Genomic DNA, 12,370 nt, shown 5'->3' with positions numbered 1-12,370 from the left:
GTCTGCGGCGTGATCCAAACAACAGGCCCCAGGTACCGACTGTTCTTCTCCTCGGAGTTGGCCCCATGAACGTCTCCGTCGTCCTGTTCACCGCCGACCTGCGGCTGCACGACCATCCGCCGCTGCGGGCGGCTCTCGAAGGCTCCCGCGGTTCCCACGCCTCCCGCGAGGTGGTTCCGCTGTTCGTCCGGGACCGGGCGGTGGACGCCGCCGGGTTCGCCGTACCGAACCGGCTGGCCTTCCTCGCCGACTGCCTGCGGGACCTCGACGCGGGCCTTCGCGAGCGGGGCGGCCGGCTGGTCGTCCGCTCCGGTGACCTCGTCGAGGAGGTGTGCAAGGTCGCCGCGGAGGCGGACGCCGACGAGGTGCGCATGGCGGCCGACGTGAGCGCCCACGCCCACCGGCGCGAGGGGCGGCTGCGGCGCGCTCTGGAGGCGGAGGGGCTGCGGCTGCACGTGCACGACACGGTGACCACGGCGGTCGCGCCCGGGCAGGTGACCCCGGCCTCCTCGGACCACTTCGCCGTGTTCACGCCGTACTACGGGCAGTGGACGCGTCAGGGGCTGCGCGACACGCTTGAGGCGCCCCGGTTTGTGCGGGTCCCGGACGGTGTCCAGTCGGAGGGACTTCCCTCCCGCGAGAAGGTGTCTGGGGTCTCACCGGGTCTCGCCCCCGGGGGCGAGACGGAGGGCAGGAGACGGCTCACCGCCTGGCTGCGCGGCGGCGTCGCCGACTACGAGGACCGCCACGACGACCTCGCGGGCGACGCGACCTCCCGCCTCTCGCCCCATCTGCACTTCGGCACCCTCTCCCCCGTCGAGCTGGTCCGGCGGACGCGCGAGGTGGGCGGGCCGGGTGCCGAGGCCTTCGTACGGCAGGTCGCGTGGCGCGACTTCCACCGGCAGGTGCTCGCCGCACGGCCGGGCGCGTCCACCGCCGACTACCGCACGAAGCACGACCGTTGGCGGTCCGAGCGAACCGCGCGCGAGGACGTCGAGGCGTGGAAGGAGGGCCGCACCGGATACCCGGTCGTCGATGCCGCCATGCGCCAGCTGCGGCACGAGGGCTGGATGCACAACCGCGGCCGTCTGCTGACCGCGAGCTTCCTCGCCAAGACGCTGTACGTCGACTGGCGGGTCGGCGCCCGGTACTTCCTGGACCTGCTGGTCGACGGTGACGTGGCCAACAACCAGCTCAACTGGCAGTGGATGGCCGGAACAGGCACCGACAGCCGACCGAACCGCGTCCTCAACCCCGTCACCCAGGCCAAGCGTTACGACCCGGACGGGGCTTACGTGCGGCGCTGGGTGCCCGAGCTGCGGGAGCTTCCGAGAGCGACGGTGCACGAGCCGTGGAGGCTGCGGGGCCCGGATCGGGCAACCGTGGACTACCCGGACCGGATCGTCGACCTCGCGGAGGGACTCGCGCGGTTCAGGCGGGGGCGGGGGCGTGACTGAGGGGGGCGGTAGGGGCGACGGAGGCGGGGGCGGGCGGTACGGCCGGCTGCGGCGACGGGCGGGGGGACGGGGGCGGCCTGGAGTGACGGACGCGCGTCCGGGCCGGCTGGATTCTGGGCATCACCAGGCGGAAGATCGCCGACGCCCTGTCCGCCCGGAGCCGCCGCGTTGACCTCGTCGCCTCGGCCGGGTCTGCCCTCGTAGAGCCCTCCGACCTCTACACATAAAGGTTAAATAAGAGAAGAATGAGCTTACGCGGCGCTTACCGCATACCGCCTCAGAAGCGGTCAGGCCTGAAGTCAAAGGAGACGAGTCATGGCCAACGTCTCGCACGGCAGAGACATGACGACTCATCCCGATGTTTCCGAAATGCGGGAACGGTACGACCGCATGCTCGGCGGTCGCGACGTGGCGCTCGTGGATGGACCGGTGTTCCTGCTCGGTCTGTACTGCGCGGCGTCCCCGTGGATAGTCCACTACACCACCAGCCAGCCCCCGCTCGTGACGCACAACCTGATCTTCGGCATCGCGATCGGGCTGCTGGCCGTCGGGTTCACCACGACCCCCGAGCGCATGTACGGCCTGAGCTGGGCCATGTGCGCGATGGGTATCTGGATGATCGTCGCCCCGTGGATCGTCGGCGACAGCCCCGACGCCGGCGTGATCTGGAACAACATCGTCATCGGTGCGCTGGCCCTGATCCTGGGGATGCTGTGCGCCGCCACAGCGGTCCGCAGCGCGCCCCCACGGTAGGCACGAGACACGCAGCCGCACGGACATCGCCGAGGGAGACAGGCCGGCCGGCCCGCGCCCCGCGAACCGGTCGGCCGTCGTACATCCTCACCGGCTCACCCGGTCACCACCTCATGCCTCACGGCCTCGGTGCGAGCCACGGCTCCTGCGGCAGCGTGCTGCCGGTCTCCAAGAGCGACTTGAGGTTGGACAGCACCGCCGGCCACCCGAAGGACACCTCGGCGCGCGCCTCCTCGTCGGGCAGGTTCTCGTGGGTGACGGTCAGCCGGACGATGTCGGCGTGCTTCTCGATGTCGAAGGTGACCCGGGTGTACGCGTCGTCCTGCCCCTCCTGCTCCGGTGGGCCCCAGGTTGTGACGAGGCGGGCCGGGCGCTCGCTCTCCACGACGGTGCCGATCACGTCGGCGACGCCGGAGCCGTCCGTGCGGACGTGCTCCCAGCGGGAGCCCTGCTTCCAGTCCGAGACGTTGCTGTGCCCCCAGTAGGCGGCGGTCAGGTCGGCGTCGGTGAGCGCGTCCCACACCTTCTCGGGGGTGCTCGCGATGTAGGTGACGTACACGAAGGTGGGCTTGTCGGTCATGGCTTCCTCGGCTCGTCGCTTGACTGCGCCGAGCGCGCGCAGACGCGGGCGCTCGAACTTGTCGATCCACCGCTCCTGGATCTCGTGGAGCGGTACCGGATTGAGGTAGTGCAGCTTCTCCCGCCCCCGCCGCACCGTGCTGACCAGGTTGGCGGCCTCCAGAACGGCCAGGTGCTGCGTCACCGACTGCCGTCTCATGTCGATCCGCTCGCACAGCTCCCCCAGCGTCTGCCCGTTGTGCTCGTGCAGCCGGTCGAGGAGGCGCCTGCGGGTTTCGTCGGCGAGCGCCTTGAAGACCTTGTCCATGTGGGGGGCGTTGTCTGATCGCACACTTGACGTTATGCAGGTGTTTGCCTGCATGTCAAGGTGAGGCGGTGAGGGCGGCTGGCCACTACTCCGGAGGCCGGGTCCATTCCTCGATGCCCGGCGGACTCCGGTGCCCTGCCACCGAGATCCAGGCCTTGAACACGTCCTTCTTGCCCGTGACGAACACCGCACGGAAGACGCTGGTCAGCACGCGGGGCGTGTGGAAGGCGGCGCTGAACAATTCGTCGGACACCGCCACGGCCGCGGGTGAGGGACTCCCTGCCGCCAGCGCGGCGCGCAGAGGCGCGGAGTCCACCAGGCGGAACACGGTGATCAGGGCTTGCCCGTGCCATCCCTTTGGATCCACACCGATCTCGCCGCAATGCAGGCCGACGCGCAGCCTCAGTGGCCGACGCGGGGCGGCATGGCCGTGGAGTGCGTCCTCCAGGCGTGAGAGCAAGTCCGCGGGCAGGGCGGTGTGCCGGGTGTCGCCGGGGAAGAGCACGATCACCCCGTCTCCCGTGCTCTGGCTCTCCCAGGGCAGTGTGTCGTCGTCGGGGACCACTTGGGACAGGACGTCGGCGAGGGCGCGCCGTGCTTCCTCCTGCTCCGGGGCCGTGTAGCGGCCGAAGTCAGCGATCTCCAGGACGAGGACGACCCGGTTCAGCGTGAGGGTGGTACCGGCGGCGCGTGTGGTCACGAGCTCCCCGATGCCGTCGTCCGACTTGCCCCTGAGGACGCGGGCGTCGCTCCACTCCCTGCCCATCGACATCGCCCGGGCCGTCGCTTCCCGTCCGAGGTCGGTACGTTGCAGCAAGGGACGCAGTACGAACCGGGCCGACGAGTGGGTGCGGTGGTCACTCAGCCAGCGAAGCGCGAGGCCGCCGGCCTGCCGTGCGTCTTCCGGGAGGAGGTCAGGACGGAACAGGAGGGCGTTCAGCACGAACTGGGCGTCACGGTGCGTGCCGTTCACGCGCAGCCAGTCCAACGCGAGCGCCGTGGCGACAGTCGCCTCCTCGGGATTGAGGTCGCTGCGTTGCAGCAGGGGGCGGAGCACGAACGTGGCCGAGGGATCGGTGCCGACCACCCGGAGCCAGTGGATGCCGAGATACATGAACTGCGTCCGGGCCCCCGGGGCCAGGTCCCGTCGTAGCAGCGCGGCACTGAGGACGAACTGGTTGGTGACCGCGTCGGCGTGAGACTGGACCCATCTCAGGGCTTGTTGCACGACCGCGAGGGCCTCCGCCTCCGACAGGTCGCCGCGGAGCAGAAGGGGGCGCAGCACGAACGCCGCCGAATCGGTCGACCCGCGGGGTTCGAGCCACCTCAGGGCGTATGCCACCGCTCGTCGCGCCTGGTCCTCGGACAGATCGTTGACCGCCAGCAGCGGGCCCAGTACGAACTCCGCGGCCTGTGTGTCCCCGTGCACCACCAGCCAGTCCATCGCGTGCCGAGCCGCGAGCGCCGCCTGCTGGGCGGACAGGCCGGTGCGGGAGAGGAGGCCGTTGAGGACGAACTGGGCGTTCGCGCTACGGTCGTCGGCGCTCAGCCACTCCAGGGCCTGGTCCGCGACGGCCATGGCCTGGTCCTTGCTGAGATTGCTTCGCTGTAGCTGTTTGCGCAGCGCGGGGGCGGCGATCTCGTGGTCGGTCGGTTCCGCTCGCACCCTGCGGGCGGGCTGGGTGAGTGCGCGGAAGCGTTCGGCCCGCTCCGTGTCGCCCCGTTCCCACGCGATCCGGGCGATGGCCTCCAGGTCCGGACGCGAGGCGTGCTCCGCCAGTGCGTTCCACAGGCTTTCCGGTGGGATGGAGTCGGCGCGGGTCTCACGTCCGTGACGCTCGATGACGTCCGAGAGCCGGAAGAGGTCCGACGGAGCTTCCGCCCCGCTCGGCGAGGGCCGCACCTGTGACAGCAGGCCAAGGCTCGCCATCGTGTCGACGGAGACGTCGAAGAGGGCGGACAGGAACCAGTCCCTGTCCAGCTGTTGCCGCTCGGAGTCCGTGAGGTAGCCAGGTGCCGCTGCCAGGAGCAGGGCACCGGGAAGAGACGGGCCGTGTCCGCAGCGGCGAGCGTCGATCGCGGCGTCCACGAGGGCGCGGGAAACGGGCGACGCGGAGGTGTACCGCTCGATCTGGGCGTCGCCCGGCGACTCCACCATGTGGATGGGCAGGCACTCCTGGCACAGGGCACGAGCCTGACGGTGAGGGTCTGCGACGCCCTCCGGCACCGTGGCCCTCAGGGTTCTCCAAGATCCCTCACCGGCTGAGGCCAGCACCACCACCGGGCCGCCCTCCTCATCGTTCAGACGCGACCTGAGCCCTGCCGCGATGCGCTCACCCCGGCCACCGTCCCTCTCGTCCATGAGGTACCGCTCCACACTGCTCAACCAGATCACGGTGCGCGGCGGGATCGAGGTGCGAGCATCCAACACCGCGGCCAGGTCGGCACTCTCCGCCGGTGCCCACAGCCACCAGTCGTCGGGAAGCAACCGCGCCGCCTCCCGGGCCGACCGGAACTTGGGCAGGTGAGGGGGGCCGATGAGCAGGATCAGCCCACCTGGCCCGGCGGCGAAGTCCTGCACGACGTCACGCAGCAGCTGATCGTGACGCCGCACGGTATACGGACCCGACGCGCCTTCGGAGATTTCGGCAATCGGCCGTCCCAGCCGAGTCGGCAGCGCGAGCCCTTCCCTGTACTCCTCCCCCAACGCGTGGTGCCGCAACGCCGCGAACCGGTACGGCGACCAGTCAGGATCGCCCTCCAGGCCTGCCTGCCGCACGAGAAAACGCGTCAACCAGTCAAAGCTCCGCTCGTCGGCAGGAACTGCACGCCCGCCGAACCAGTCGAGCAGCATCTCTCCGCCGAGCGGGACCGGAGGAGACGCCTCGGCGGCCCGCCGCATCAACACCCGGTACCGGGGGGACCCCGCTCTGCGGTGCAGCTCGGCCAGTTGGTGGACGAGCGCGCCCCGGCTGTTCTTCGGCGCCCTTCCGTATCGGGTCTGAACGCGCAGGCCGATCACCGCACCATGGTGGGGCGCCCCCCTTTCGATCAACTCCACGCAGGGCGCCAGGGAACGAAGCCCTTCGGGCTTGTCCGACTCGTCCAGGACCATGAGGAACTCGACCGGCGGGGAAGCCGCATCCCCGGCCGCTTCGGATCGCACGGCGTCAGTGGTGTGTGACCAGGAGAAACCGGCCTGCATCTTCAGCGTGATGTGCAAGGGCCCTCCGGGGGCCCGCCACACCAGGTCGGTTCCGTTCACGTTCCGCGACGAGGTCGCCTCTTCGAGGGCGATGCCCTCCGGGGAGGGGTAGCCGCGCAGGTCGTCGATCACGTCCCTGGGGGTGAGGGGGCCCTTCGCCGCGCGCAGGTCGTCGAAGCAGGTGTTCTCACTCGGCCAGCCGCCCAGCGGGGCCGGAAGTCTGGAGAACATGTAGTCGATCAGGTGTGCCAGAAGAGCCTCGGCGTCCCTCAGTGCCCGGTTGTCGGTGCCCGGTGAGAAGCAGGACCGCAGACGGCGCCTGACGGCCGAGTGGACGGCGGATGCCTCGTCGGTCGGACCGGGGGCTCCGGTGCCGTCCTCTCCCCCCGTTCCCCGCACCGCGCCCATCGTCTCCGCGAACGGCCTTACCTCACCGGGGAGTTCGGTCGGGGCCAACGCGTCGTGCAGGATGGCCGCGATGCCCTGAGGGGCGTACGGGTGCGCGGCGGCGTGGCGGGTGAAGGCGGCGCGGATCTGCCACCTGTCGTGCGTCGTCAGGTAGGTGTTCAGGTGCTCCCGCGCGGGGGCGTGCAGCACCAGCACCGGCTCGCCGTCGGCGTCGCGCCGCACCGCGAAGAGCCCGCTGGTCAGTAGTTCGGCGAGATCGGCGTATCCGGCCTCCGGCACGGCCTCGTCGCGCAGCACGTGCAGCAGCGCCGGCGGCAGGTCGGGCAGCTCGGAGCACAGGACGGCCAGGCGTACGGCGGCAGCGGGTGCCGTGTGGGCGAACGCCTCTGCCAGCCGTGCGGGATCGGACCGGTCGGGAGTCGCACCGTTTCGCGTCTGTGGGAGGCGACCGGTGGCCGGGACGAGGACGGCATCGCAGCCGCGCGGGTCGGCGCGCATGAGGGTGCTCGCCCAGGCGCCCAGCGAGTGTGGGGTGCAGGACACGACGGGCAGCGCGGCCCACGGCCCCACCGGGTCCTCACGATCCGCGCGGGGCCGCAGGCGTGGCGGGAGGGTGTAGCGGAACGCCCCGTTGCGGTCGCCGGCCTGGCCGACCGTGACCCGTACGGCGGGGAGGTTGAGGGCGGAGCGGCGCCACAGGCGTGGGGGCAGCGGGTCGAGCAGGGCCACCGGGATCTGTCGGCCCCATTCACGTAGGAGCAGCCAGGGGGCGTTGTTGTGCCAGCCGCGTGCGGCGCAGTCGGAGACCAGCAGGACGAGACGCCTGCCCTGCGTGCCGCTGCCGTGGTGGGGGACACGCTCGGCGGGCACCTCGCGGCCGTGGTGGTCGCGGACTCGCGGTTCGTGTCCCTCCCATCCCAGGCGCCAGGTGTGGACGGCGCGGAAGCCGCCCAGGGTGGTCAGGAGCCGGGTCACCGCGTGTGTGGTGTCGTCCCACACACTCATGGACAGGGAGGAGTCCACCAGGACGACCGCCTCGAACCAGGGTTCGGGAGCCGGGTGGAACAGGGGGACCAGAGGGCCGCCGCGCGCGTAGTGCTCCACGGTGGCGTCGATGTCGAGGTGGCTGCGCCCGCCGCGTCGCCACGGCCGCCGGAACGGCTGGATCGCACGGCCTACGGCGAGGGCGTCGGGGAGCGGGGCGGCGCGTCCCAGGGACAGCGGCGCACCCCGGACCGTGGTGGTCGCCCCGGGGCGGAGCACCGACATTTCCCGGGTTTGGGTGCCGGGGACGGTCGTGCCCGAGGGGTCCGGCGGGGTGTTCATGTCGCGGCTCGCCGACGGATCCGGCTCCGGGCCGGATGCCGTCTCCTCGGGGAGCTCGGGCGGCGTCGTCGGCCCACCCTCACCGATCGCGCCGGAGGCGGCCAGCCACAGCGCGTCGGCGAGGGTGCGCGGGTCCGCACCCGGGGGCAGTGCGTTGCTCAGTGCCCGCAGGAGGCGGTCCAGGGCGTCAGACACGGGAAAGTTCACGCAGGATGAGCGCGCGCAGCTCCTCGTACTGCCGGTTCTGCGGTGCCTGGTCGCCGGTGAGCAGGGCCACTGCGTTCAGCAGTTGGTCGATGGCGAGGTGCTCGCCCGCAGTGACGCGCTCGGCGAACTGCTCGACCAGTTCTCCTCCGCCGTCCGGGATCTTGCCGAAGTGGGCCTTGACGACGGCACGCAGCAGGGTGTCGGTGAGCGGGGGCATGGAGTAGCGGATGCAGCGGCGCAGGAAGGCCGGGGAGAAGTCGCGTTCGCCGTTGCTGGTGAGGAGGATGAACGGGAACTGAGCGCACTGGACGCGGCCGCGCTCGACGAGGTGTTCCTCGTCGCTGTCCCACTGGCGGACCTTGACGCGCGGGCGTCGGTAGCGGACGAGTTCGGGGATCTCGAACTCGCCGCGCTCCAGGACCTCCAGCAGGTCGCTGGGCAGGTCCAAGTCGCTCTTGTCGATCTCGTCGACGAGCAGGGCGCGCGGCCGGTCGGCGGGCAGCAACGCCGTGCCCAGGGGGCCGAGTTGCAGGAAGGGCGCGATGTCGTCGCGGCTGCGTCCGCGGCCCGCCCGGCCGGCCGGCCCGTGCGTCGTCGCCGCGCGCAGGCTCTGGGCGTGGATGCGCCCCAGGGCGTCGTAGCGGTAGAGCGCCTCCGTCAGTGTGCTGCGGGAGGTGATGTGCCAGCGCAGCACGGGACCGAGGTCCAGTTCGTGTGCCACCTGCTCGATCACGGTGGACTTTCCAGATCCCGCGGGGCCGCTGACCAGGAGCGGTCGGCGCAGGTGCACGGCCGTGTTGACGGCGTCGACCAGGCCGGGGGGCGGCTGGTACTGGCGCTGCTGCGGTGTGCGCGGGAACGTCCGCCACGGGGGCGGGTCGGCCAGCGGTGTGACCCGCTGTTCGCCGTCACCGCGGTAGTAGGGCTTCCAGGTCACGAATCCTCCTCAGGGCCGACAACGACGCGTTGCTCGAAGGGTCGGCAGAACTCCAGCCAGGCCTCGTCGTGCCAGACCGCGCGGACGTCGCCGAGACACGCCACGCATCCGTCGTGTTCGCGGGACCACCGCTGCCGGTAGGCGGGGGCGAGGTCGTCGGGAAGGCGGCGCCACTTCCGCTGCACCAGGGGCCGCAGCCAGTCGTGGCCGGGCCGGGCCTCCGGTCGCGGCCAGAGGATGATCGGCGCGTAGGGCAACAGTTGTTCGAGGACGTCCTGGAGGGCGTCCGGATGATGGTCGAGACCGACGGCGATGTCGTACCGGCCGGTCATGAGCCCCTCTTCGAGTGCCTGGCGGTCCTCCAGGACGGACGCGCCGATCCATTCCACCGGCACGGTGGCGCAGTCGGCCATCCCGCGCAGGGCCTTGCGGGCGGCGTCGTTCATCTCGGCGTTCTCCTCGGCCGGATCCATGCGACCGCTCCACCGGACCACGACGTCGTGGTTGACGCCGAGCAGCCGACGGTCGACCTTCGCCTCCTCGGGCCGCCAGGACGCGAGCAGATGAGCGGGGGCGGCCACGTCCACCTTCTCCAGCTGTTCCGGGGCGGGGAGGCGGCCGCGGGCCCATGCCAGGGCCGCTCCGATCGCCCGGCCCGTGCCGAGGTGGTCGGCGGACTCGCAGCGAAAACGCTGGTGCACCGGCAGCCTCTCGCCGGTGCCGACCAGCCAGGCGTCCACCTCTTCCGGCCAGTCGGTCAGCGCGCCGGCGAGGCTGACGACGAGGCGGAGACCGCCCTGCTCCCGCTTGCGCGCGAACTCGGACAGGGCGTCGTTGTACTCGGTGACCACGCCGAGGTCCCGCGCCCACTCCCGCAGGCCGGCGACCGCCGTGTCCGATCCGGACAGCTGGGCGAGGGCTGCGACGAACCGCGCGGGCGCCTTCCAGGAGGGCTCGTCCCGGCGAGGCGCTCGCAGCGCCGCGTACTCCACCAGGTCGCGCAGGAGTTCGGGGCCCTCGGCGTCGTGGGGCAGCCCGGACAACTGGCGTGCCGCCTTCAGCAGGTCGCTGGTCAGGACCTCGGCGAGCACCTTGTTCAGCAGCGCGACGGTCCGGGCACACTCGGCGAGGGTGGCGACCAGGTGCGTGACCCGGCCGTGCCAGGCCCGGTCGCCGGCGTCAGCGGCCTCGGTCTGTCGGGCAAAGGTGTACAGGGCGTCGAGTGCCGGGCGAGTCAGGGGGTTGGGCAGGTGTTCGCCGGCCCGCCACATCGACACGGCCTCTTCGAGGTCCTGTCGCCCGACCGGCCCCACGATGCCTCGCTCGGCGCCGGTGATCGAGCGCGGGTTGCGGGCCAGCCAGAGGCGTTTCTGGGCGAAGGGGTCGTTGTCGTACTCGAACCGGCCGACGGCCTGGCCGACGATACGGCCGCGCAGTTCCTCGGTGAGCCTGGTGTCGAGGTGCACGGTGGGGCCCGCTCCGGCGAGTCCCTCCTGCATGACGTCGACCAGGGAGAAGGTCAGTCGCATGCCGCGGGCCGCCTGGTCGGCCGCGGCGGCGGCGAGTACCGACAGCCTGGTCCGGCCGGCCCGGACTCCGCCGGCGATCCGGCCCACGTCCGGCATCGCCCCGGCTGCGTGACAGGTGTCGATGAGGGCGATCACTCCCTCGACGCCAGGCTCGTCGGCGGCTTCGGCCAGCAGTTGACCTGCGTTCACCGCGGACATGGTGCTGCCGGTCGTGGAGTCGGCGACCATGTAGTAGAGGTCGGTCTGCTGCGGGGTGGTGAAGCCGTGCCCGAGCAGGGCGACGACCAGCACTGCGTTGTCGGCCTTCGCCCGGCGCACCGCCTTCCGCACTGCCGTGCGGACGTCCTCGGGCGTGAGCGTCGCGCTCACCAGGAGGGATCCGTGCTCGTCGGTACAGGGGGTGCAGGCCCCGATCGACGGGTCAGTCAGGGCCGCGTGGAGGCCGCGGGCGGCTTCGTCGAGCCGGGACAGGGTGCGCATGGACTTGCACTGTGCGCCGACGACGAGGACGTGTCGGCGTTGCTCGTCGGTCACTTCTTCAGCGCTTCGACGAGGGGGCCCGCCACAGCCGGTTGCCGCAGGTACTTCGTGGCGGTGTGCACCCACAGGCCGTCGGAGTCGACCCGGTCGGTCACGGGAAGGACCCCCGTGGCGTTGGGCAGCATCCATCCCTCGATGCGGGGGCGGCCCACCACGATGTCATCGCGGTCCCAGAAGTTCAGCCATCGCTCGACGCGGTCCGGGGTGCGGGGCGGCCGCGGCACCAGCCGGTGCAGCACGGCCGTCGCGGTGGCCAGCGGCGACCCCAGCGTCATCAGCAGCGGGACCCGTCCGCCGTAGCCGTGCAGCGCCTCGAAGGCGACCACGGTGCCCAGGGAGTGGCTCACCACGACCAGCGGGCGTTCGGGATCCGTGCCGCGGAGCACCCGTTCGCGGATCCGGGCGTCCAGGGTGTTCCCGTCGCCTTCGGTGTCGCGTCTGTCGAGGTAGCGTCCGACCTGGGCAAGGTGCCACAGCAGCGGCAGCCCGCTCGCCCACTGGGCGCTCGCGCGCAACCCCGGGATCTGCAGGAGGGTGGTCAGCGCCCAGCCGAGAACGCGGAACGGCTCGAGGACGCCCTGCTCCTCGTCGTCGGCGAAGCGTGGCAGCTGGGCCCGGGCGTCCTCGACCACCGCCGACGCCCGTCGGTCGCCCTGTTCTTCGGCCTGTCGGCCGAGCTCGTCGGCCAGTGCCTCGACGAACTCCTCCATGAAGGCAGCGTCTTCCGCGGCGTCTGCCGAAGCATCGAGCGCCCCGGCTTCGGCGCCCTGTGCGTCGGGATCGGCGAACAGGGCGCTGTAGTCCGCGAAGCGGGTCTCGGCCAGCCAGCCCTGCGTCAACCCTGAGACCGCGTCGGCATGACCGGCCCTACGCGCTCCCTCGGCCAGCGCTTCGAGCCACTCGCGGCGTTGCTGCTCCTTGTCCCGGAGCCCTCCGATGCCGTGCACGAACACAAGCTGAGGAGTGTCCGATTCGTTCACCCGCGCCCCCGTATCACCAGCATGAACACCCAGGAAAACCTTAAGCCACAACTCCCGGGCACGCGGGGCGAATCGGTCTACACGCACGTCCGCGGGCCGCTGCCGGGGCACGCCCTCCGTCCCGTCAGCTCACGTCGAGAGC

General features: G+C 71.4%; 7 protein-coding genes and 1 pseudogene. 3 read left to right on the top strand and 5 right to left on the bottom strand.

The features are described from left to right. Window positions 1–65 precede the first annotated feature (65 nt). From AC067M_RS30800 to AC067M_RS30790, 3 genes and pseudogenes are all read left to right on the top strand, one after another. On the top strand, window positions 66–1,457 hold the full coding sequence (locus AC067M_RS30800) for a cryptochrome/photolyase family protein (protein WP_478700307.1): 1,392 nt from the start codon (window positions 66–68) through the stop codon (window positions 1,455–1,457). A gap of 104 nt (window positions 1,458–1,561) precedes the next feature. Further along, window positions 1,562–1,660, top strand: a pseudogene (locus AC067M_RS30795) (RNA polymerase subunit sigma-24); the annotation flags it as partial. A gap of 112 nt (window positions 1,661–1,772) precedes the next feature. Beyond that, window positions 1,773–2,210, top strand: a complete 438-nt coding sequence (locus AC067M_RS30790; RefSeq protein ID WP_478700306.1) for an SPW repeat protein — start codon at window positions 1,773–1,775, stop codon at window positions 2,208–2,210. A gap of 118 nt (window positions 2,211–2,328) precedes the next feature. On the opposite strand, the gene AC067M_RS30785 is transcribed toward AC067M_RS30790, so the two are convergent. From AC067M_RS30785 to AC067M_RS30765, 5 genes are all read right to left on the bottom strand, one after another. Next, window positions 2,329–3,096 (bottom strand): ArsR/SmtB family transcription factor, encoded by a 768-nt coding sequence (locus AC067M_RS30785; RefSeq protein WP_478700305.1) that lies wholly within the window; start codon window positions 3,094–3,096, stop codon window positions 2,329–2,331. Between the two features lie 85 nt (window positions 3,097–3,181). Then, window positions 3,182–8,230 (bottom strand): SAV_2336 N-terminal domain-related protein, encoded by a 5,049-nt coding sequence (locus AC067M_RS30780; protein WP_478700304.1) that lies wholly within the window; start codon window positions 8,228–8,230, stop codon window positions 3,182–3,184. Next, window positions 8,223–9,179: an AAA family ATPase gene (locus tag AC067M_RS30775; RefSeq protein WP_478700303.1), complete on the bottom strand. Its 957-nt coding sequence runs from the start codon at window positions 9,177–9,179 to the stop codon at window positions 8,223–8,225. Before AC067M_RS30775 ends, AC067M_RS30780 begins: the two co-directional genes overlap by 8 nt. After that, entirely contained in the window at window positions 9,176–11,242 is a 2,067-nt protein-coding gene (locus AC067M_RS30770; protein ID WP_478700302.1) for a vWA-MoxR associated conflict system protein, read from the bottom strand. Before AC067M_RS30770 ends, AC067M_RS30775 begins: the two co-directional genes overlap by 4 nt. Continuing rightward, window positions 11,239–12,195: a hypothetical protein gene (locus tag AC067M_RS30765; RefSeq protein ID WP_478700301.1), complete on the bottom strand. Its 957-nt coding sequence runs from the start codon at window positions 12,193–12,195 to the stop codon at window positions 11,239–11,241. The genes AC067M_RS30770 and AC067M_RS30765 overlap by 4 nt, the downstream gene beginning before the upstream one ends. Between the last annotated feature and the right edge of the window lie 175 nt (window positions 12,196–12,370).

This window comes from Streptomyces sp. NPDC043427 (assembly GCF_056436655.1).
This window is presented reverse-complemented; position numbering and strand designations above follow the sequence as displayed.